The following is a 21,505-nucleotide window of genomic DNA, read 5'->3' as shown; positions in this document are numbered from 1 at the left end:
AAAGTTGCCGGGTATCGGCCAATTAAATATCGGGATCGATAGCAGTGGCTTCGTGAATGCCCAAGGGGTTAGCCACCGATCAGGTGTTTGAGCGGGTGGTAGTCGGCTTTCAAGTTATGGGTCGCCTTGAGGATCGCCTCTTCGATACCGCTCAGGTGCGTGCACACCAGGTCGATGGCGGCGGTTTGATCACCGGCTTCGAGGAACTCGATCAAGCGCAGGTGCTCGTTGCCACGGCAGGCTTCATGGCGTTCGTCATCGAGGGTCGAGGCGTACAGCGAGCCGCGTTCGATCAGTTTGCGGAACCAGTCAAGCAGTACCGGGTTGTCCAGCACTTCGGCCAGGCGCAGGTGAAATTCGCCCAGCAGGTGAACGTAGCGCGCATGATCGCCAGCATCGGCGGCGGCTTCTTCTTCGGCCACGTGCAGGCGCAGGGGTTGCAGCAGGCTTTTATCGGCGCGGCGGCACAGCTCGGTGACAATGCCGATTTCAATCAGGCGCCGGGTTTCGAACACCGAGCGGATGTCTTCATCGCTGGGCAGCGACACCCAGGCACCCTTGTTCAGTTCGGTGGAGACCAGGCCGTCGCCTTCCAGTTGCTTGAGTGCGGCGCGCACCGAGGTGCGACTGACCTTGAACAGCTCCGCAAGCGATGACTCACCCAGTTTCATGCCGGGGCGCAGGGTGCGCTTTCTAATGGCCTCATGGACCCCCTGGTAGACGCGTTCTACGGTCGATGCGGGGAGTTTTTCCGTCATTGCCAGCTCCGATGTTCCTTGACCGGACAAGCATGCCGCAAATGTGCGCCAACCAAAAGTTTCAGGGTGAAATTGACAGTGAGTAGGAGCGGGCTTGCCCCGCGATTGCGGTCTGTCAGGCAAATGTGATCGCGGGGCAAGCCCGCTCCTACCAGAAGGTGTAAGTGTGTACATTTGTACCGATAACTGTATGCATGTTACCCGTTGTTGTTACTTCTATGCCCAAACACTTTGTTTACACTATTGACCATTCGATCAGATTAATCGGTTCAAGGCTGAGCCTTGCTTAAAAATTAAAATTATATAAATCAATAATTTAACTCTAAACGTAGCGTGTGCGTTTCCTACATTTCATCCCTCTTTGGCACACAAATTGTTCCTCGAAAATCGTAATACAAAGATTGCATACAATTTTTGTATGCGATGGCGTCCAGGCGCCGACAGCGGTCCCAACTCTTCAAGTCCAACAATAATGTGTTGCAGCGCCTCAGGCGCTGCAGCAAGAGCCCGGGGAACATGCAATTGGATACTTCCAAACCTCTGGATAGCGCGTACCTGTCTCCCGACCCTGCGCTGTCTGCGCCGCTGTCGGGGCATGCCAGCTTAAGCCCGAAACTGCACAACGCCGACCTGGCACCGACCAAAGCGGCCGGTCGACGTTGGGGCGGCTACAGCATCTTTGCCTTGTGGACCAACGATGTGCACAACATCGCCAACTATTCCTTTGCCATGGGCCTGTTCGCGCTCGGGCTGTCAGGCTGGCAGATGCTCGCGGCCCTGGCCGTCGGTGCGGTGCTGGTGTACTTCTTCATGAACCTGTCGGGCTACATGGGGCAAAAAACCGGGGTGCCGTTCCCGGTGATCAGCCGCATGAGCTTTGGCATCTACGGCGCACAGATACCCGCCGTCATTCGTGCGGTCATCGCCATTGCCTGGTTCGGCATTCAGACGTACCTCGCTTCGGTGGTGCTGCGGGTGTTGCTGGTGGCGATCTGGCCGCAGTTGGCAAGCTACGACCACAACGCCATCCTCGGGCTGTCCAGCCTGGGCTGGGCCAGTTTTGTGGCGATCTGGTTTGTGCAGCTGGTGATTCTCACTTTCGGCATGGAGATGGTGCGCAAGTACGAATCGTTTGCCGGCCCGGTGATTCTCTCGACTGTGCTGGTGCTGGCGGTGTGGATGTACCTGCGGGTCGATGGCAACCTGGCCTGGTCGGTGGGTGAGCCTTTGACGGGTGCGAAGATGTGGACCCAGGTGTTTGCCGGTGGCGCGCTGTGGTTGGCCATCTACGGCACGTTGATCCTCAACTTCTGCGACTTCGCCCGCTCTTCGCCGTGCCGCAAGACCATCCGCGTCGGTAACTTCTGGGGCCTGCCAGTGAACATCCTGGTGTTTGCGGTGATCAGCTTTGTGCTGTCCGGCGCGCAGTTCAGCATCGATGGCACGGTCATCGACAGCCCGACCCAGATCATCGCGGCGATTCCCGACAAGACCTTCCTGGTGCTGGGTTGCCTTGCGTTTCTGATCGTCACCGTGGCGGTGAACATCATGGCTAACTTTGTTGCCCCGGCCTTTGTGCTCTCAAGCCTGGCGCCGAGCCGTCTGAACTTTCGCCGTGCCGGCCTGATCAGTGCCACCTTGGCCGTGTTGATCCTGCCCTGGAACCTCTACAACAGCCCGTTGGTGATCGTGTACTTCCTCTCTGGCCTCGGCGCGCTGCTGGGCCCGCTGTACGGGATCATCATGGTTGACTACTGGCTGATCCGCAAAGCCCAGGTGCATGTGCCCGACCTCTACAGCGAGGCGGTCAGCGGTACCTATCACTACACCCGTGGAGTCAACTTCAAGGCCATCGCCGCCCTGGTGCCCTCGGCCATTGCTGCGGTGGTGCTGGCGCTGGTGCCGGCGTTCAGCGACCTGACGCCGTTCTCCTGGCTGTTCGGCGCGACCATTGCTGGTGGCGTGTACTACCTGATTTCGGACCGTAAAAAACACTATGTGGACTGTTCCGGCGAGCACTTTGCCGTCGACAGCGCCCAGCACTGAGCACTAGGTACAAGGAACTGACGCATGAGAATTCTGGTAGTCAACGTCAACACCACTGAGTCGATCACCGAGGCGATTGCCCGCCAGGCGCGTAGCGTCGCGTCGCCGGGCACTGAAATCGTCGGCCTGACGCCACGCTTTGGTGCCGAGTCTGTAGAGGGCAACTTTGAGAGTTACCTGGCGGCCATTGCGGTGATGGAGCGGGTGCTCAGCTACGACCAGCCGTACGACGCGGTAATTCAGGCGGGCTACGGCGAACATGGTCGCGAAGGCTTGCAGGAGCTGCTCAACGTGCCGGTGGTGGACATCACTGAAGCGGCGGCCAGTGTCGCCATGTTGCTGGGGCACCGTTACTCGGTGGTGACCACGCTGGATCGCACCGTGCCGCTGATCGAAGACCGGCTGAAGTTGGCCGGGCTGGATAGTCGTTGTGCCTCGGTGCGCGCCAGTGGCCTGGCGGTACTGGAGCTTGAGGAAGATCCCGAGCGCGCCATTGAAGCGGTGGTGGGGCAGGCGGAGGAAGCCGTACGCCATGACAAGGCCGAGGTGATCTGCCTGGGTTGCGGCGGCATGGTCGGGTTGGATGAACGGATTCAGGCGCGTACTGGTGTGCCGGTGGTCGATGGTGTGACGGCGGCGGTGGCGTTGGCCGAGTCGCTGGTGCGCTTGAAGTTGAGTACCTCGAAAGTGCGCACCTACGCGCCACCACGGCCCAAACAAGTACTGGGCTGGCCGCGGACACTGCTGGGTTGAAACGGTAGGAGCGGGCTTCTGTGGGAGCGGGCTTGCCCCGCGATGCGATGTAACTGACAAATCGCTATCGCGGGGCAAGCCCGCTCCTACCAGGGGTGTTTTAGCGACGCAGTTTGGCGCAGTGATCCTGCGTCGGTTGTGCGGCGGTGTACCACACATAGTCAGCGCTTTCGGCGCTCACCGCTTTGCCCACCTCGGCCAGAATCAACACCTGGTTACCTTCAGCAGCACCCAGGTCGTTCAAGTGCAGCGGCACGCCCAGATCCTTGCGCACATGGAAGGCTCCGGCCAGCAACACAGCAGGGGTCGGGGCGGCGAGCAGGCTTTCGGCCATGCGCCGGTCACGTTGCTGTTGCACCGCCAGCATGGCCGGCATCTGCGATTCCGGTAACAAGCCACAATGCGACTCGCGGATGTCGTCCAGCAGGGTGGCTTGTACTTCAGGGCGGGTTGACGCCGCACCTTCCAGCACTGGGCGCTGTTTGTAGATCTGCATGATCTGCGCGCGGTTCAGGTTGGCCGACAGCAACGGGTAGGGCTGGCGCAGGGCATAGGTCACGATTGCCCCGTAAACGCTCCAGTCCCAGTTGGCTTGCCAGGCCAGGGCCTGGAACGCATCGCTGGGTGGATTGCCAGCACGGCTGGCCGCTTGCGCGGCATCGACTTTGGCTTGTTGGTCCGGGTTGAGCATTTCCATCAGCAGGCTGCCCTGTGGGCGTTGGCTGGCCAATGCGCGCAGCAGCCACAGTTGCACGGCGTGGTGGTCGGGATTGTCGTGCTGCTCACCGACCAGCACGCGTGGCGCCTTGGCCAGGCGTTCGACCAATTGTTGCGGGGTCAGGGTCTGGCCTGTGGCCAGTTCGCGGATCACGCCCAGTTCGGCATGGTCACGCCCCTCGGGTGCAATCGGTGCCGGCGGCGGCATTACGCTGTGGGATTGGCAGGCCGCCAGCAGGCTGACCAGGCAGAGCATCAGAAGGCGCATCGGAGTTCCTTGCTAAGTAATTGCCCCTCGATCACGGTGTGCCGAGGGGGCGGTTTCAGCGCGCGATGATCAACGGGTGGCCGCGTTCCGGGTGCTGGTGAATCAGCACTTGCAGCCCATACACCGACGCCAGTGCCTCGGCGGTCAGCACCTCGGCCGGTGGGCCATAAGCGTGGGGCAGGCCGTCTTGCAACAACATTAGATGATCGCAGTAACGCGCGGCGAGGTTGAGGTCGTGGAGAATCACCATCACAGCCGCGCCGCGTTCGGCGAAGTCGCGCACCGCTTGCAGAATAGTGTGCTGGTGCAGCGGGTCGAGCATCGAGGTTGGCTCGTCGAGCAGCAGTGTTTGTCCATCGGCGCCTGGCCACAGCTGGGCCAGAACCCGGGCCAGGTGCACCCGTTGCCGCTCACCACCCGACAGCGCCAGGTAACTGCGCTCGGCCAGGTGCAGGGCATCGGCCGCCTTGAGTGCTTCGCTGACGATTTCGGCATCACGCACGCGGCCACTGGCGTGGGGCAGGCGCCCCATGCTGACCACTTCATTGACCGAAAACGCGAAGTTCAGGCTGGAGCTTTGCGGCAGCACCGCCAGACGCTTGGCCCGCGCCTGGCCAGGCCAGTCGGCCAGCGGGCGCTGCTCCAGGCTGACCGTGCCTTCGCTGAGCGCCAGCTCGCCGCACAAGGCCGCCAGCAAGGTGCTTTTGCCCGCGCCGTTAGGCCCGAGCACACCGAGCACTTCACCGGGGCGTAACTGCACACTGATATTGGCCAGTACCGTGCGTTGGCCGCGACGTACCAGCAGGTTGTCAGCTTCGAGCATCAGGCGCGCCCCTTAACCAGCAAGAACAGGAAGAATGGCGCACCGATCAAGGCGGTGACGATGCCGATCGGCAATTCCGCCGGTGCCAACAGCAAGCGGGCGATCAGGTCGGCCAACAGCAACAGCCCGGCACCGGCCAGCAATGATGCAGGCAGCAACACGCGATGATCAGGGCCGACCAGCAGGCGCATCAGGTGCGGTACCACCAGGCCGATAAAGCCGATCAGGCCCGCCGCTGCAACAGCGGCACCCACGCCCAAGGCGGTACACACCACCAGCTCCAGCTTGATCCGCTCGACATCGAAGCCCAGGTGACGTGCTTCCGACTCGCCGAGCAACAGGGCATTGAGCGCTGCGGCGCGGCGCGGCAACCACAAGGCGACGCCCACGGCGACAATCAACAGCGGCCACAAGCGCTCGTAGCTGGCTCCGTTGAGGCTGCCCAGGTTCCAGAACGTCAGGGTGCGCAGGGTGGCGTCATCGGCGAGGTAAGTGAACAGGCCAACACCGGCCCCGGCCATGGCAGTCATCGCCACGCCCGCCAGCAGCATGGTGGCGACGTTGGTTTGCCCGTTGCTGCGGCCAAAGCGATAGACAACGGCGGTGACGATCAGGCCACCAGTGAACGCGCAGACAGACAGCACATACGGCTCGATGGCCGGGGGCAGCCCACCCATCAGGCTGCCGCCGACAATGGCAATCGCTGCGCCCAGCGCCGCGCCGCCGGAAACACCGACCAGGCCCGGGTCGGCCAAGGGGTTGCGAAACAAGCCCTGCATCGCCACCCCAGACAACGCCAGCACCGCACCGACGGTAATCCCGAGCAGGGTCCGCGGCATGCGGATTTGCCCGAGAATCAGGTCGGCCTGTTGTGTGGTTTCGCCGTCCAGCGTCACGCCAAGCAGGCGCAGGCCGGCCTTGAGCGTCTCGCCCAGCGGCAGGCTGACTGGCCCGAGGGCCAGCGACAACCAGACGATCAACACCAGCGACAGCCCCAGCACCATGAGCATTGGCCGCGGTCGGACAATCGCCGTCATTGGCCAGCCTCAGCGCTCAGTGCCGTGGCTTTTGGATAGAACGCGGCTGTCAGCGTTTCCAGCGCTTGCGGCACCCGCGGCCCCAGGCCACCAACCAGCAGAGTCGGGTCAATCACCAGGATGCGACCGTCACGACCGGCTTGGGTTTGCGCCAGTACCGGGTTCTGCTCAAGCAACGTGGCACGTGCGGCATCGCCTTGCAGACGGCTGCTGGCGAAGACGATCACTTGCGGGTTAAGCGCCAGCATGGCTTCGCTGGACACTGGCTTGTAGCCAATGTGATCGCCCAGGCTGTTACCACCGGCCTGGTTGATCATCCACGCGGCCAGGGTGTCTTTGCCGGCGACCTGCAGGTTGCCACCAGAGTGGCTGAGCAGCATCAGCACCCGAGGCGCGGGAGACTGCTGCTGAGCTTGTTTGACCGCTGCGGCTTGCTGTTGCAGGCGTTGCTGATAGTCGTTGATCAACGCTTGCGCCTGGGCTTGTTGGCCGAGCAAGCGGCCCAGGGTGGTCAGGTTGTGCTGCAGTGCGGGCACTTCGGCTTTGGCCGACAACAACTCAATGCGCACACCGGCCGCCTTGAGTTGTTCCAGCACCGGTGGCGGCCCCATTTCATTGCTGCCGACCAGAATGTCCGGGCGCAGGGCGAGAATGCCCTCGGCTGCCAGCTGGCGCTGATAACCGATGCTGGGCAGACCATGCAACGAGCTTGGGTGCTGGCTGGTGCTGTCGACACCGACCAGCTTGCTCTCGCCACCCAGGGCGACCACCCATTCACTGAAGGCACCACCGGCGCTGACCCAGCGCTGGGGCAGGGTGTCGCTGGCGCTGGCCAGCTGGCTGAACAGCAAGCCAGCGCAGGCCAGGAGGATTTTTTTACGCATCTAGGGGTTCCCTCAGGCGGTCATCGCGGTCGCGGATTCGGCCAGTGCACGCCAGTCGTCACGCTCCGGCACGCCCGGTTTGCGCACGCCGAACAGCTGGATGACCAGTTCGCCGTCGGCGTCGAAGCCCTCGTAGCTGGTGACGATACCATCGACGCTCGGCTTGCGTACACGCCACAGTTCGGTGACGCCGGTGGTCTTCAGGTGCAGGTTGAAGGCCGGGTCGAGCACGTTGAACCAGGTGTCCATCCAGCGCAGGTTGCTGACTGGGCCTGAGTGGATCTGAATGCAGTGCTGGTTGCCGACGAAGACCATGATCGGTACTTCGCGCTTGCCGGCTTCTTCGATCAGGTTAGTCAGCTCGACCGTAGCCAGCGGCTCGGCCCACTGCGGGCCGGCCAGGCGCAGGGCCTGGGTACGCACCACGTCATTGCGCTTGAGCAGGGCGAAGAAGTCATGGGTGTCTTGCAGCTGCGACCACTGGGTGCGCAGGGTCTGGGCATCGACCTCGGCATCCGGGCGCGCAACCTTGGCGGCCGGCATCGGTTGCAGGTCGAGCTCAGCGCTTTGCGCCTCGGCACGGAAGCGCTCAACCAGCGGCGCCCAGGCGGATTCTTCGCTGGTGGCGGTGAGGAACACCTTGTGCACCGCAGTGCCCTGGCGGTCGAAGATCTGGATGCTGCGCTGCGGCCCGCGAGTGGTGCTTTCATCGACGGCAAACACGCTGGCCCAACCGCTGAGGAACAGGCGCAGGTCGATGTCCGGCGACAGCACCATGCCCATCTGGCCGCTGCCCATGATGGTTACTTCGTGATAGACGCCTTTGCGCTCGTGGACGCAATGCTCGTTACGGGTCAGCGCCATGATGTAGCCCAGCTCGCCGAGCGCAGGCAGCAGCGTCGCCCACTCTGGGCGCAGGCGCACGGTATCGACGCCCAGGCGGCTGGCGGTCAGCTCGGCTTCGCTGACGCCCAGTTTGGCCGCAGCGTCGCGGGCGCGCAGGCCGGTTTGTTCGGCGCGCAGTTGTTGCCACTGCTGATACAGCGCAGGGCCAGTGGTCAGGGCGCGAGTCGGGGCAGTCATGGTGAACTCCTTCAGGGTCATCGGTTCGCCGTCAGGGCGAATTCTATTGGTATTTCAACGCGGCTGGGCACGGCCCGGCCATCGACGATTTCGGGGCGAAAACGCCACGTGGTCACGGCTTCAAGTGCCGCCTGATCAAGGCTGGCCACGCCCGAGGAGCGGACCAGGGTGAGTTTGAGTTGCTGGCCGCGCTCATCCAGGCACACCTCGACGCGAACGATGCCTTGCTGGTTGCGGCGACGGGCCTGCGACGGGTAGCGAGGTGGCGGGGGCGGGCTGATGAAGCTCGGGCGCAGGCTGACTACCGGTGTAGCTGGCGCTGCAACAGGTGCGGGTGCGCTGGCGATGCGTGCGGGGGCCGATGGGCTTGGCGTGGGTTGAGCGGCAGCGGCGGCCACAGCGCTTGGGCTCGGGCTCGGGCGCGTTTCGCTGCGCGGCGGCGCTGATTTGACCGGTACTGCTGGTGATTTGATGGGCACGGCCTTGGCCAAGGTGGGGGCAGGCTTGGCAGGCGTTGCCGCTTTGGGTTGAGCAGGGGCTTGCACCGGACGCGGCATCGGCTGCGGGCGTGCAGGTGCTGCCGGCAGCGGTTGTGCAGCGGGCGCCAGGCTCACCAACTGAATCGCCATCGGCGGCTGAAAGGCCAACGGCTCGGGCGCAGGCCGTAACGCATGCAGCAGCCAGCCGGCGCTGACATGCAGCGCTACAGACAGTAGCAGGTAGCCCCAGGGATGCTTCATGCATGCTCACGCCGCAGGAAATAAGAATGCACATGGTAATAATTTGCATTTGTAAGTCAAGCTGGCTATTGTCGCCGCCGCTGATATTGAGAATTGTTATCAGAAACCCTTCACAGAAAGGGGCCATTGCTGAACCCAGAACAAATCCAACACATCCCGCCAAGCCCGACGGTTATCGCGCCGGGCCTGACCCTCAGGAGTTAAGTTAGATGTCGATCCGCCCGCCATTTCCCCAGCGTTCCTGGCTTGCCTTGCTGCTGCTGTCGCCATCGCTGGCCCTGGCTGCCGAGCCCGTTACCCAGTTCGATACGGTCAGCGTGACGGCAACGCGTACTGAGCAGACACTGCTGCAGGTGCCCAGCACAGTGTCGGTACACACCGAACGTGAAATCGATCAGCACAACGACAAGGACCTCAAGGACCTGGTGCGCTACGAGCCGGGGGTTTCGGTCAGTGGTACCGGCAGCCGCTTTGGCTATGCCGGTGCCAACATCCGCGGTATCGATAGCAACCGCGTGCTGACCCAGGTCGATGGTGTGCGGGTACCACAAAGCAACTTCTTCAGCCCGTTCCAGGACGTGCGCAGCAATTACGTTGACCTCGATACGATCAAACAGGTTGAGATCATTCGTGGCCCGGCGTCTTCGCTGTACGGTAGCGACGCAATTGGCGGTGCCGTCAGCTTCCTGACCAAGGACGCTGCGGATTACCTCGAAGAGGGCGATGACGTCTACGCTCGCTTCAAGACCGGTTACGACGGCAGTGATGACAGCTGGCAGCGCAGCGCCACCTTCGCTGGCCGGACGGGAACGGTGGATGGCTTGTTGCACCTGGGGCGTCGCGATGGCCAGTCCACGGATACCTGGGGTGGCAATGGGGGTGTCGGCAGTTCGCGTGAAGAAGCCAACCCGCTCGACTACACCACCGAAAACCTGCTGGCCAAACTGGGTTGGAACTACGCTGACGGCGACCGCCTGCAGTTCACCTACGAGCGCTATCAAGACGACGCCAACAGCAACCTGCTCAGCGACATCAACACCCGGGCGACCTTCACTACCCCGGCGATTCTCGGCTCGCAAGCCAAAGACAGCATCGACCGTGACCGCTACAGCCTTGAGCACACCCTGAGCCTGGACAGCCTGCTGGCCGACCAGCTGAAGTGGCAGCTCAACTATCAAGAAAGCAGCAACAATCAAAAGACCTTGCAACAGCGTCAGACCGCTACCGGGGTCAACCGCATTCGCTCCCGCGATTCGCAGTACGATGAGCGCCTGTGGAGCCTGAACACCCAACTGGACAAACAGTTCGCCGTCGGTGATACCCGTCACCACATGATCTACGGCGGCGAAGTCAAACGCATCGAAGCCAGCAACCTGCGCAAGGGCAGTGAAGTGCGTCTGGACACCGGTGCGACCGTACCAGCGACCGAGAACTTCCCGGTCAGTGATTTCCCGGATCCGACCAGCGAATCGCTGGGCCTGTTCGTGCAGGACAGTATCGAGATTGGCCGCTGGACCTTACTGCCAGGCCTGCGTTACGACTACTACCGCCAGACTCCACACGTCACCGACGAATTCCTCAACGGCTTGCCAACTGAGACCGACCCGTCGCGGATCACTGATGACCACTTCTCGCCCAAGTTCGCCGTCACTTATCAGCTGACCGAGCATGAAAGTGTGTACGGGCAATACGCCGCAGGCTTCCGTGCACCGAGCCCGGTGAACATGTACGGCGCGTTCAGCAACCCGCAATTTGGCTATCAGCAAATTGGTAACCCGGACCTGAAGCCGGAAACCAGCGACAGCTACGAAATCGGCTTGCGCGGTCGCTACGACCTGGGCAGTTTTGGTGTCGCGCTGTTCTACAACAAGTACAAAGACTTCATCTCTACCGAAACCGTGCCTGATCCAAACGGCACCGGCTTGCTGACCTTCCAGCCACTCAACGTCAGCAAAGTCACCATCCGTGGTGCTGAAGCCAAGGGTGACATCAAACTGGACGCGTTCATGCCTGCCGGTACCCGTGCGCTGGGTTCGATTGCCTATGCCCGTGGCAAGGATGAAGAGACCGGCCAGGCGCTCAACACCATCGATCCGCTCAAGGCTGTGATCGGCCTGGGTTACGATGCGCCGAGCGGGGTTTATGGTGGACAGCTGACCTGGACCCTGGTGCAGGCCAAAGACCGTGTCGACCACACCGGCGATGCTGAACTGCTCATTGACCGCCAGTTCGAAACCCCGGGTTATGGCGTGCTTGACCTCAATGCCTGGTGGCAGGTCACCGATCAGGTGGCGATCAATGGCGGCTTGTTCAACGTCACTGACAAGAAGTACTGGAACTGGGGTGACGTACAGGGTCGCGATGAAGACGCCGCCAGTTTGGGCCGTTTGACCCAGCCTGGGCGCTACGCAGCCGTCAACGTGATCTGGGAAATCTAACCCCACCAGTAGGAGCGGGCTTGCCCCGCGATGGCGGACTGTCTGAAACACCGCCATCGCGGGGCAAGCCCGCTCCTACCGATGATCAATCATCATCGTCGTCGTCATCATCCCGGTCGCGGCGGCGGTCGTTGTCGTAGTAACGGTAGCGGTCGTCGTCGCGATAGCGTTTGTTGTACTGGCGGTGATCGCGATCATCGCGGTCGTCGTCCCAGTCACGGGAATAGCGATGGTCGCGATCCCAGCGATGATCATCACGGTCGTAGTCGTGGTAGTAGCAGCCGGACGTGGCCAGGATCGTGGTGATCACGGCGAAGCGGGTCAGATGTTTCAGCACTGTGGTTCCTTGATCCGCACAGCGGTTGGGAGGTACAGGCTCAGACCTTCTATTCGGATTTTGGTTTCCGTGTAGGAGCGGGCTTGCCCCGCGATGCGATGTGACTGAAAGACCGCTATCGCGGGGCAAGCCCGCTCCTACCGGATGTTGCGCAAAAAAAAGGCTCACACAAGGTGAGCCAAAAACGACGTTCTGAAGGGAAGAAACCCTAATCTAGGGCTCTGCCGTTAAGTGGACGTTAACGCTGTAAGCACTCATTTGCTGACCCGTGGCAACTCGATACACGCCAGCAATCCACCACCCGGTGCATTGCGCAGGGTCAACTCACCCCCTTGTTCACGAATTGCCGTGCGTGCCGACGGCAAGCCCAGGCCAACGCCACCGGTGTTGCGATTGCGCGAGCTTTCCAGGCGAAAGAAAGGAACAAACACCTCTTCCAGCGCAGCCTCCGGAATACCCGGGCCGTGATCACGCACTTCGATGAACAGGCTGTGGGCGTTGCTGCTCAAGCGAATCGTCGGCGGCTGAGCATATTTGACCGCGTTGTCGATCAGGTTTGTTACCGCGCGTTTCAAACCCAGGGGGCGACCGAGGTAGACCAGGTTCGCCGGGCCTTCGAAGCCCACGGCAATCTGCTGGTCGCGGTAATCGTCGACCAGGGTGTGCAACAGTTCGGCCAGGTCGAACGGCGTGGTGGTCTCCAAGCGGGTTTCGTCGCGAAAGAAGCTCAGTGCCGCGTTGATCATGCTCTGCATTTCATCTACATCGCGAAACAGCTTGCGCTGTTGTTCGGCGTCTTCAATGAACTCACCGCGCAGGCGCATGCGTGTCAGCGGTGCGCGCAGGTCATGGGAAATGGCCGCGAGCATTTGCGTGCGCTCTGCGACGAAGTGCTGGATCTGCGCCTGCATGGTGTTGAACGCGGTAATCGCCTGACGCAGCTCATGCGGGCCTTCGACGCGGATGGGCGGTGCGCGCAGGTCGCTGCCAAAACGCCGGGCGGCGCGGGCGAAACGCTGCAGTGGGCCAGCCAATTGGCGGGTGCCGATCCAGGCAACCAACAATGCGGCAACCAAGGCCAGCAAGCCGATGATGGTAAAGCGCATGCCTGAGCTCAGGCCCCAACTGCGGTAGGGCGGGGTAAACGCCAGCCAGCTGTGGTCGGCCAGTTGCATGACCAACTTGTAGTGGGCGTTGGGATCGCCCGCTGGCCAGTGGTCGGGCTGGAAAGTTTCAATCCTCAGCGGCGTGTTGGCCGGCAGCTGAGACAACATTGGCACCGTCTGCGGATTGATCTCCTCACCGGGGCCGGGTAAGCCGAGCGCATCACGTTGCGCACTCCATTGCACGTGCAGCATCGGGCTGCTCGCCGCTTCCGCCAGTTGCGCACGCTGGCTGACCGGCGCCGCTTCCAGTACGCGGGCGGCGACGTTGATCTGTTCAAGCAGCCCGGTTTTCTCCAGCGGCGGTCGCGCCCAGACACCGGCCACCTGCACGAACAGGATGTTCAGCGCCACGGAAATCAGCATGGCGGCGATGATGGTCAAGGCAATGCGGCGGCTGATGCCGTCGTGCTGCAGGCCAAGGCGGATCATGTGCGGCTGACCTTGGCGTCGAACAAGTAACCGCCGTTACGTACTGTGCGAATCAGTGCCGGGCGCTTGCTGTCGGGTTCGATCTTGCGGCGCAGGCGGCTGACCTGCACATCGATGCTGCGGTCATATGCCTCGTGGCCCTGGCCGCGGGCGAGGTCGATCAACTGCTCGCGGGTGAGGATGCGCTGCGGGTGTTCGAGAAACACCAGCAGCAAGTCGAACTCGCCAGCCGACAGCGGCACCATTACCCCTTGCGGGGTGCGCAATTCCCGGCGGGTGACATCCAGCTGCCAGTCGTCGAAGCGGATCACTGGCCGGGTTTCTTCGCCACTGGGGCGCAGTTGCTCGCCCGCGCGGCGCTGCACGGCGCGCAAACGTGCCAGCAGTTCACGGGCGTCGAAGGGTTTGCCCAGGTAATCATCGGCGCCCAGTTCCAGGCCGACAATACGGTCGCTCAGCTCGTCCATGGCCGTGAGCATGATGATCGGGATGCCGGTGCTGGTGCGCAGTTTCTGGCACAGGTTCAGGCCACTTTCACCGGGCAGCATCAGGTCGAGAATGATGGTGTCCGGGCGCTGTTGTTCAATGGCCGCCCACATTGCTGTGCCATTGGCGGCCAGGTCGACTTCGTAGCCATGCATGACAAAGAACTTCTTCAGCAGGGCACAAATTTCCACATCGTCATCGACGATCAGCAGTCTGCTCACGTTCAGGTCCAGTGGGGCGTAAAAAGTGTGTATCTAAAACCATTCTGCGGCGTCGGTCATATATTTCAATCGTGCAATAAAAATGCAGCCCAGACACAAAGCAGACATCTGCCAGCAAAGGCCCTGGGCGATGCTGTCGGCAGTTCAAACCAAGGGAATTTTTCATGCAGGCACAACCCCCGATCGACGGCCTTGACTGTAGCCAATCGCTGACCCTCGACCTGCGTACCCAGGATTTGTGGCGCAACGCACTGCTCAGCTATCAGGATTCGCGCCTGGGCCTGTGCAGTGAAGGCACACACGCGATCCTCAGCCATTACTTTGAGCGCTACAGCCCCAGCAGCAACCAATGGATGGAGTACAGCTACAAAGTGCCGCTGACGGAACTGGTGCACTGGATCATGGCCAATGGGCAGTTGCAGGTAGACCGCTCCGGTACGGCGCCCCGGGCAACCAGCCAGCAAAGCGGGAGCGCATGCCATGCGTAAGCAATTGTTTGCCCCGGCGCTGTGCTTGTCACTGCTGATGGTCGGTTGCAGCCAGACCCGGGTGTCGCCTAAAGAGTATTCCGGCTTCTTGCGTAATTACGACCAGTTGAGCGAACACAAGACCGCCTCGGGCGAGTCGGTGCTGCGCTGGATCAGCCCGACGCTGCGGGTGGAGCGCTACACCCAGGTGTACATCGCGCCGAGCCAGTTCTACCCGCAACCGCAAGCCAGCGCGCAGATCCCCGATTCGACGTTAAAGGCGGTCACCGCGTACTACGATGTGGCGCTCAAGCGGGAACTGGGCAAGGTGCTGAGCCTGGTCGACCAACCTGGGCCCAATACCTTGATCGTGCGCCCGGCGATCACTTCGGTGGGCGCTCATACCCAGTCACTGCATTTTTATGAATACCTGCCGGTCACCCTGGTGGCGGCTGGGGTCAGCAGCGCCGTCGGTATTCGCGACCTGGACAGTGTGATCGCCACCGAAGCTGCGTTCCTCGATGGTGGCACGCGCGCCGTGGTCGCCGAAGTGGTGCGCAAGGGCACCGGCCTGCCGCTGGAGAACGACGATCAGGTGATGACCGCCGACAACCTCAAGGTGGTGCTGGATGGCTGGGCCCAGGACTGGCGCGATGCTGCCGTTACCCTCAAACAGCAGAACGTCGCGGCCTTCACAGGGCAAAAATCCACGGCACCATAAACACGCTGACGATCATCACCAGCACGGTGAACGGCACGCCGACTTTGACGAAGTCGGCAAAGCGGTACTGGCCAGGCCCGAGCACCAAGGTGTTGACCGGTGATGACACCGGCGTCATGAACGCTGCCGACGCCGCCAGGGCGACAATCATCGCAAACGGGTAGGGCGAAGCGCCTAACTGTTCGGCGGTGCTGATCGCCACGGGCGCCATCAGTACCGCGGTGGCCGTGTTGGAAATGAACAAGCCGATCAATGCCGTGATGGTGAACAAGCAGGCGAGGATCATGTACGGCCCGGCCTCGCCCAGCACCTGCACCAGCAGGTTCACCGCCATGGCGATGCCGCCGGTTTTCTGCAACGCCAGGGCGAACGGCAGCATGCCGACAATCAGAATCAGGCTCTGCCAGTGGATCGCGCGATAAGCGCTGTTCATGTCGATGCAGCGCCCGGCACCCATCAGCAGGCAGGCGATCAGCGCAGCGATAACGTTCGGCACTACGCCACTGATCATCAGGCCGACCATCACCATCAGGCTGATCAGGGCATAGGGCGCCTGGTTCAGCGCCGGGGCGACATTGTCGATTTCGGCGGGCAGGCTCAACACCAGAAAGTCCCTGGGTTGGGCCTGCAGCTGGCGCACCGACTTCCACGGGCCGATCACCAACAGGGTGTCGCCCAGCTTGAGTTTTTCTTCCACCAGTTGTTCTTCAATGGCGCTCTGACCACGTCGAAGCCCCACCACGTTGAGGTCCCAGCGCGTCCGGAAATTCAGGTCCAGCACGCTTTTACCGATCAATTGCGAACCGGGCACCACTGCTACTTCAGCCATGCCCACGGCATGGGACTGGTCGATAAAGTAGGCGCCCTTGAAGTGCAGCGGTTCGAGCTTCATGGTCTGGCACAGGCTGCGCAAATCATCACGTGGTGCAAACAGATCGAGCAGCAATACATCGCCCTCATGCACCGTGGTGCTGGAGTCGGGGCTGATGACCCGGGTAGTGAACTTGTGCTGGCGTTCGATACCGACGACGTTGGCGCCGTGCACCGTGCGCAGTTTCAACTCACTGAGGCTGTGGCCAATCAGCGGCGAGTCGGGGCGCACCCGCAGGCGCCGTTCGCGGCCGGCCAGCTTGTAGTCGATGATCAGGTCGAGCAGGGTGCGGCGGGTTTGCGGCGTACCGTCTTTGCGTACCTCACCGCTGAGCCAGTTCCGGGTCAGCAGCATGTAGCCGATGCCCAGTACCAGAATCACCAGACCGAACGGGGTAAAGCTGAAAAAGTGAAAACCGCTTTCACCGTGGCGCACCAGTTCACTGTGCACCACCACGTTCGGTGGTGTGGCCACCAGGCTGAGCATGCCGCTGATCAAACCGGCAAAGCTCAACGGCATCATCAGCCGGCTGGGCGACACTTTCATGCGCGCGGCAATGCTCAACACCACCGGAATGAAGATGGCCACCACCCCGGTCGAGCTCATCACCGAACCCAGCCCGGCCACGCAGAGCATCAACAATACCAGCAGGCGTACCTCACTGTTGCCGGCACGATTGGCCATCCATTCGCCAATGCGATAGGCGATACCGGTACGCACCAAGCCCTCGCCGATCACAAACAGCGCGGCGATCAACACCACGTTGGGGTCACTGAACCCGGCCAGGGCCTCCTGAACCGTGAGAATGCCGGTCAGGGGCAGGGCCACAATCACCAGCAGTGCAACCACATCCATCCGTGGCCGGTTGGCGATGAACAAGACTACGCTGGTCAACAGCAAGCCAAGCACCCAGAGCAATTCGTCGTTCATGCAATCTTCCTGATCCGTGAGGGGTGGAAGTTTGGCAGAAAATTGTGTGGGGTTTGTTGATGTGTAGCGGTTTAGCTCATTGGCTCAATCGGCCGCAGCAAGGCGGCACCCTGGTTACGCACATTGCCGACGGCTTTATCGACCCGGTACCAGTGGAACGCCTCGGCCGGCTCACCAAGGTTGAGCAGCATCTGCTCGGCTTGGGTCTTGTCGGCGTCGGGGTTCAGCCAGGCGCGGGCCAGCTCGGGTGCCAGTGCGACAGGGCGGCGGTCGTGGATATCGACCATGCCGCCCACGCTGTCTGCGGTGATGATGACAAAACCGTCGTCCTCGGCACCGCGCCATTGGCCAATACCGGCGCAAAAGGTTGGCAGGCCATCCCGGCGGTGGATGTAGTAAGGCTGCTTTTTCGCCTCACCTTCATCGACCCATTCGAACCAGCCATCGATCGGCACGAGCAAGCGCTGCCCCCAGATCGCTCGATAGAAGGGTGAGTGTGCGACTTTTTCCAGCCGCGCATTGATCGGCGGTGCGCGGTCTTGGGCCCAGTGCGGGCGCCAGCCCCAACGCAGCCAGCGGGCGTAACCAGGGGTGAAGACGGCCACTGACGTACTGGGCGCGACGTTGTAGTGCGCCAGGGGCTGGTCACCGACGTCATTGGTCAAGGCGTCGGGCATGCTCAGGGCGTCAACGAAGTCATGAATGCCACGGTATTGACTGAGTCTTCCACACATTCGCGTAGCCTGCGTTGAAGAGGGTGGCGCTGTGAGGCGATCAACATCTAACTATAGTCGCGCCGTGACGTTAAGCGGTGCGGGTGTTGGCGCGCAGGCAATGGTACAGTCGGCTTTTTTTCGACGAGGGTGTGTCATGCGGGGAGTATTGGCGGTGGTGGCTGCAGCATTGTTGGCCGGTTGTGCCTCTTCGGCCATGGAGGCCGCGCGCAACCAGGCGCCTACCAAAAGCTTCACCTCGACCAAGCCGGCTGACCGTGTGGCTCAGTGCATCCAGTTTGGCTGGCAGGACGAAGACGTGTTTGGTGTCGATGCCAGCGGTTACCTGGAGCCGAACAAGCAAGGCGGCTTTACCGTGTACACCCGTGAGGCGGAGTCGTTTGCCGACATCCTGGTGCAAGGTGGCAATACGGCGGTCAGCTATTACGCCAAGAAGGACGACAGCGTCGCCTTGCGCCGTATGGCCGCATTGGCCACCTGCCTGTAAGCCGCTAGCGGGGCATATAGCCGAGCTGCCAGCGCCGGGGGATTTTCAGCGAAATCAGCCCGAGCGCGGCAGCCAGCACTGCGCTGAACAGCAGCGCCGCCAGGTCGAAGGCCTGTTCCAGCAACACGCCGATAACGGCGCCCACAAACATCCCGCCCCAGGGAATCAGTTGCACTCGCCAGCCTTGCCGGCGTTCGCCCAGCAGCCTGCGCCCCAGCCCGCGGCCAAAGCGCGACAGCGCACCGGTGACGTAGGTCAGGCCCACTGGCATCCCGTTCACTTCTTCGACCACGGCATTGATCATGCCCATGGCGATGACCGCCGCGACCAATGCAGGCAACTGCCAGCTCGCGGGTAGCAACCCCGCCAGGGCGAGCAGCGCGGCAATGATGGATAACAGGGGCAAGGGCCTGCGACCGGTGATGCGGGCAATGATCACGCCCAGGGCATTGCCCAGTACGAAGGCCAGCAGCAGCGCGCCGATGCGCAGTGCCAGGCCCATTTCGCCAGTGCCCAGTGACACCGCCAGGCGCGTGGTGTTGCCGCTCATGAACGAGACGAAATCGCCAGTGGCCATAAAGCCGATGGCATCAGTCATGCCGGCCAACACTGACAGGGCGGCAACAAAATACAGGCCGACCTTGCCGCGCAGCCTGGCAATGCGCAATGACCGCGCTGATGCGTATGAATAACCTGGCAGCATCCCTTGCGCTCCCAAAGGTGGTGAGATTCAGGCGCGCTGCGCCAGCCTCGCTTCAAGCCCAGCGATGTGGGCGTGCAGCCGTTCGTATTCGCGACGCTTGGCACCGATGTCTTCGAACACGCTGATCAGGTGTTCCGGTTCACCGTCGTCGCGGCGCTGCAACGAGGTGCGGGCGCGTACCCAGATGTAGTCACCGCTCTTGTGGCGGACGCGCTTTTCTACCTCGTAACGCTCGGTTTCACCGGCCAGCATGCGCTGCAGTAATTGCAGATTAGCGTCCAGATCGTCTGGGTGGGTGATCTGTTGGAAGGTCATGCTGTAGAGCTCTTCAGCGCGGTAACCGAGCAGTTCGCACAGGCTGCTGTTGACCCGCTGCCAGGTGCCATCGGGGGCAATGTAGGCGAGGGCACCCCAGGCCAGTTCGAAGATCGCGCGAAAACGTTCTTCACTTTTGCGCAGTGCCTGTTCGGCGACTTGGCGCTCGGTGTTGTCCATGCTGATGCCGACCATCTTCACCGAACGACCGGCGCTGTCGCGCACTACCGTGGCCCGGGATGAAATCCAGCGCAGTTCGCCATCAGGTCGGGTAATGCGGAAATCGCATTCGCAGCCGCTGCCGTCGGCCACCGCCTGGGCGTACATGGCCTGCATACGCGTGACGTCTTCGGCGGGCAGGTGAATCCAGAAGTCTTCGTTGCGGTTAACCGGCCAGCCATACACCTGCTCGACGTTGGGGGAGTAGGTGACCTCGTCGCTGATCAGGTTCCATTCCCAAGTGACGATGCGCGCACCTTCCTGGGCCAGCTTCATGCGCGTTTCGCTTTCCATGATCTCGGCGGTGTAGCGTCGGCGCAGGTCGGTCATTGGCAGCTCTACAACTTGCGGCTGCTGAATGTTCTGCAGAGCTTCTTCGCCGTAGCGCAGCCAGATCCAGTTGACCTTGAGAAAGTCCGCCAGCTTGCGCAGGTTGTCGTAGTCGATTTCGCCGCCACGGGTCCATTTGTGTACCGCAGTGCGCGAGATTCCCAGGGCCGTGCCCACGGCTTGCAGGGTCAACTTCTGATGCTCAAGCAACTCCTTGAGCCGAAAGGCGAAACTGTTTTCCATCATGGGCAGGGTGTCCTGATCGTGAGCCAAGAGCCTGCAAGTATACCTAAGCTGTCAACTTTGGGTTGACGGCTTTCATCCAGGTAGGAGCGGGCTTGCCCCGCGATGGCGGTTTTTCAGTCCCATCGTATCGCGGGGCAAGCCCGCTCCTACGGGTGTGCGCTGTGGGAGCAGGCTTGTCCCGCGATTGCGGTTTTTCAGTCCCATCGTATCGCGGGGCGAGCCCGCTCCTACGGGCGTGGGCTGTGGGAGCGGGCTTGTCCCGCGATGGCGGTTTTTCAGTGGCATTGCTTCGCGGGGCAAGCCCGCTCCTACCAAGGGTTAAAGGTCCAGCACCAGACGCGCCGAGCGGGCCCGCGAGACGCAGAGCATGATGCTTTGCTGCGCGGCTTTTTCGTCATCGCTCAGGTACTGGTCGAAGTGCTCGGCTTCGCCTTCGAGAATGGCGGTCTCGCAGGTGCCACACACGCCTTCACGGCACAGGCACTCAACTTTGGCGGCCTTGGATTTTTCGATGGCTTGCAGAATGGTCATGCCTTCTTCGACCTGCAGCTCGACGCCCGATTGCGCCAGTACCACGGTGAAGGCGGCGCCAGTCACCGGTGCGGCGGCGAACTGTTCCCAATGTACGCGGTGTTCGGCAATTCCGGCCTTGGCCGCTGTGGCAATGACCGCATCGATCAACGGCTTCGGGCCGCACACATACAGGTGCGCTTCTTCGCTCAGGCCTGCGCACAGTGCGTTCAGGTCGAGCTTGCGATCCAGGCTGTCGATGTAGAAGTGGGTGTTGTCGGCATGCGGGCCGCTGGCCAGTTGTTCCTGGAAGGCACCGTGTTCCGGCGCGCGGAAGGCGTAATGCAGTTCGTAGCCGGTGCTGCTGCCTTCGAGTTCATGCAGTTGCGCCAGAAACGGGGTGATGCCGATACCGCCTGCGATCAACACATGGCGACCGGCGCTTGGGTCGAGGGCGAACAGGTTGTTGGGCGAGGAGATGGTCAGGCGGGTACCGACCTGCACCTGCTGGTGCATGAACGCCGAGCCGCCTTTGGATTGCTCTTCCAGGCGCACGCCAATCTGGTAGCTGCGGGTGTCGCGCGGGTCGCTCATCAACGAGTAAGCATTGCTGAACTGGCTACCGTCAGCGCCCTGCATCTGTACGATGACATGGCTGCCACCGGTGAAAGCGGGCATCGGCGCGCCGTCTTCGCGGGCCAGGGTGAAGCGCTTGATCTGCGGGGTGGCCTGTTCGACTTCGGTCACGTGTACGCTGAACATTTCGTATTTGTTGGCCATGATTCA

At 61.9% G+C, this 21,505-nt stretch carries 21 protein-coding genes; 6 read left to right on the top strand and 15 right to left on the bottom strand.

Going from position 1 to position 21,505, the window contains the following annotated elements; all coding sequences use genetic code 11:
- Positions 1-68: 68 nt before the first annotated feature.
- Positions 69-758, bottom strand: a complete 690-nt coding sequence (locus E1573_RS01315) for a GntR family transcriptional regulator (protein WP_133209843.1) — start codon at positions 756-758, stop codon at positions 69-71.
- 516 nt (positions 759-1,274) lie between these two features.
- On the opposite strand from E1573_RS01315, the gene E1573_RS01310 reads away from it, so the two are divergent.
- Together E1573_RS01310 and E1573_RS01305 are read left to right on the top strand one after the other, a co-directional pair.
- The gene (locus E1573_RS01310; RefSeq protein WP_133209841.1) at positions 1,275-2,804 is read left to right on the top strand and encodes an NCS1 family nucleobase:cation symporter-1; all 1,530 of its coding nucleotides are present in this window, start codon (positions 1,275-1,277) and stop codon (positions 2,802-2,804) included.
- A gap of 24 nt (positions 2,805-2,828) precedes the next feature.
- On the top strand, positions 2,829-3,557 hold the full coding sequence (locus tag E1573_RS01305; RefSeq protein WP_133209838.1) for an aspartate/glutamate racemase family protein: 729 nt from the start codon (positions 2,829-2,831) through the stop codon (positions 3,555-3,557).
- Positions 3,558-3,657: 100 nt separating this feature from the next.
- On the opposite strand, the gene E1573_RS01300 is transcribed toward E1573_RS01305, so the two are convergent.
- The 6 genes from E1573_RS01300 to E1573_RS01275 are packed head-to-tail and all read right to left on the bottom strand — an operon-like array spanning position 3,658 to position 9,109.
- On the bottom strand, positions 3,658-4,542 hold the full coding sequence (locus E1573_RS01300; RefSeq protein WP_133209836.1) for a ChaN family lipoprotein: 885 nt from the start codon (positions 4,540-4,542) through the stop codon (positions 3,658-3,660).
- Positions 4,543-4,597: 55 nt separating this feature from the next.
- Positions 4,598-5,365 (bottom strand): heme ABC transporter ATP-binding protein, encoded by a 768-nt coding sequence (locus tag E1573_RS01295; RefSeq protein ID WP_133209833.1) that lies wholly within the window; start codon positions 5,363-5,365, stop codon positions 4,598-4,600.
- Positions 5,365-6,348, bottom strand: a complete 984-nt coding sequence (locus E1573_RS01290) for an iron ABC transporter permease (protein WP_165957283.1) — start codon at positions 6,346-6,348, stop codon at positions 5,365-5,367. The genes E1573_RS01295 and E1573_RS01290 overlap by 1 nt, the downstream gene beginning before the upstream one ends.
- Positions 6,349-6,398: 50 nt before the next feature.
- Entirely contained in the window at positions 6,399-7,286 is an 888-nt protein-coding gene (locus E1573_RS01285; protein WP_133209829.1) for a hemin ABC transporter substrate-binding protein, read from the bottom strand.
- Between the two features lie 12 nt (positions 7,287-7,298).
- Positions 7,299-8,369, bottom strand: a complete 1,071-nt coding sequence (locus E1573_RS01280) for a hemin-degrading factor (protein ID WP_133209826.1) — start codon at positions 8,367-8,369, stop codon at positions 7,299-7,301.
- Between the two features lie 17 nt (positions 8,370-8,386).
- A complete protein-coding gene (locus E1573_RS01275; protein ID WP_133209824.1) occupies positions 8,387-9,109 on the bottom strand; it encodes an energy transducer TonB in 723 nt (240 codons plus the stop codon).
- Positions 9,110-9,318: 209 nt separating this feature from the next.
- Here E1573_RS01275 and E1573_RS01270 point away from each other — a divergent pair, with 209 nt between their 5' ends.
- A complete protein-coding gene (locus E1573_RS01270; RefSeq protein WP_133209821.1) occupies positions 9,319-11,547 on the top strand; it encodes a TonB-dependent hemoglobin/transferrin/lactoferrin family receptor in 2,229 nt (742 codons plus the stop codon).
- 85 nt (positions 11,548-11,632) lie between these two features.
- On the opposite strand, the gene E1573_RS01265 is transcribed toward E1573_RS01270, so the two are convergent.
- The 3 genes from E1573_RS01265 to E1573_RS01255 form a co-directional block, all read right to left on the bottom strand.
- The gene (locus tag E1573_RS01265) at positions 11,633-11,884 is read right to left on the bottom strand and encodes a hypothetical protein (RefSeq protein ID WP_177494555.1); all 252 of its coding nucleotides are present in this window, start codon (positions 11,882-11,884) and stop codon (positions 11,633-11,635) included.
- Positions 11,885-12,138: 254 nt separating this feature from the next.
- Positions 12,139-13,479 (bottom strand): HAMP domain-containing sensor histidine kinase, encoded by a 1,341-nt coding sequence (locus tag E1573_RS01260; RefSeq protein WP_133209819.1) that lies wholly within the window; start codon positions 13,477-13,479, stop codon positions 12,139-12,141.
- The gene (locus tag E1573_RS01255) at positions 13,476-14,186 is read right to left on the bottom strand and encodes a response regulator (protein WP_256659450.1); all 711 of its coding nucleotides are present in this window, start codon (positions 14,184-14,186) and stop codon (positions 13,476-13,478) included. The genes E1573_RS01260 and E1573_RS01255 overlap by 4 nt, the downstream gene beginning before the upstream one ends.
- Before the next feature lie 164 nt (positions 14,187-14,350).
- On the opposite strand from E1573_RS01255, the gene E1573_RS01250 reads away from it, so the two are divergent.
- Together E1573_RS01250 and E1573_RS01245 are read left to right on the top strand one after the other, a co-directional pair.
- On the top strand, positions 14,351-14,674 hold the full coding sequence (locus E1573_RS01250) for a hypothetical protein (RefSeq protein WP_133209815.1): 324 nt from the start codon (positions 14,351-14,353) through the stop codon (positions 14,672-14,674).
- Positions 14,667-15,374, top strand: coding sequence for a DUF3313 domain-containing protein (locus E1573_RS01245; protein ID WP_133209813.1), 708 nt, complete (start codon positions 14,667-14,669; stop codon positions 15,372-15,374). Before E1573_RS01250 ends, E1573_RS01245 begins: the two co-directional genes overlap by 8 nt.
- On the opposite strand, the gene E1573_RS01240 is transcribed toward E1573_RS01245, so the two are convergent.
- Together E1573_RS01240 and E1573_RS01235 are read right to left on the bottom strand one after the other, a co-directional pair.
- The gene (locus E1573_RS01240; RefSeq protein ID WP_133209811.1) at positions 15,346-17,175 is read right to left on the bottom strand and encodes an SLC13 family permease; all 1,830 of its coding nucleotides are present in this window, start codon (positions 17,173-17,175) and stop codon (positions 15,346-15,348) included. The two genes, E1573_RS01245 and E1573_RS01240, sit on opposite strands and share 29 nt — an antisense overlap.
- A 71-nt stretch (positions 17,176-17,246) precedes the next feature.
- Positions 17,247-17,909, bottom strand: a complete 663-nt coding sequence (locus E1573_RS01235) for an SOS response-associated peptidase (protein ID WP_133209809.1) — start codon at positions 17,907-17,909, stop codon at positions 17,247-17,249.
- Positions 17,910-18,045: 136 nt separating this feature from the next.
- Here E1573_RS01235 and E1573_RS01230 point away from each other — a divergent pair, with 136 nt between their 5' ends.
- Positions 18,046-18,396 (top strand): hypothetical protein, encoded by a 351-nt coding sequence (locus tag E1573_RS01230; protein WP_133209807.1) that lies wholly within the window; start codon positions 18,046-18,048, stop codon positions 18,394-18,396.
- Positions 18,397-18,400: 4 nt separating this feature from the next.
- On the opposite strand, the gene E1573_RS01225 is transcribed toward E1573_RS01230, so the two are convergent.
- The 3 genes from E1573_RS01225 to E1573_RS01215 all read right to left on the bottom strand — a co-directional run bounded on the left by E1573_RS01225 (position 18,401) and on the right by E1573_RS01215 (position 21,499).
- Complete coding sequence (locus E1573_RS01225; RefSeq protein WP_133209805.1) at positions 18,401-19,099, bottom strand: YoaK family protein; 699 nt, start codon at positions 19,097-19,099, stop codon at positions 18,401-18,403.
- A 27-nt stretch (positions 19,100-19,126) separates the two neighbouring features.
- A complete protein-coding gene (locus E1573_RS01220) occupies positions 19,127-20,209 on the bottom strand; it encodes a helix-turn-helix transcriptional regulator (RefSeq protein ID WP_133209803.1) in 1,083 nt (360 codons plus the stop codon).
- A gap of 318 nt (positions 20,210-20,527) precedes the next feature.
- The gene (locus E1573_RS01215; protein ID WP_133209801.1) at positions 20,528-21,499 is read right to left on the bottom strand and encodes a PDR/VanB family oxidoreductase; all 972 of its coding nucleotides are present in this window, start codon (positions 21,497-21,499) and stop codon (positions 20,528-20,530) included.
- Between the last annotated feature and the right edge of the window lie 6 nt (positions 21,500-21,505).

Source organism: Pseudomonas sp. H9 (assembly GCF_004353925.1).
Lineage (GTDB): Bacteria > Pseudomonadota > Gammaproteobacteria > Pseudomonadales > Pseudomonadaceae > Aquipseudomonas.
The sequence above is the reverse complement of the archived record's forward strand: the minus strand, read 5'-3'. Positions and strand labels throughout refer to the sequence as shown.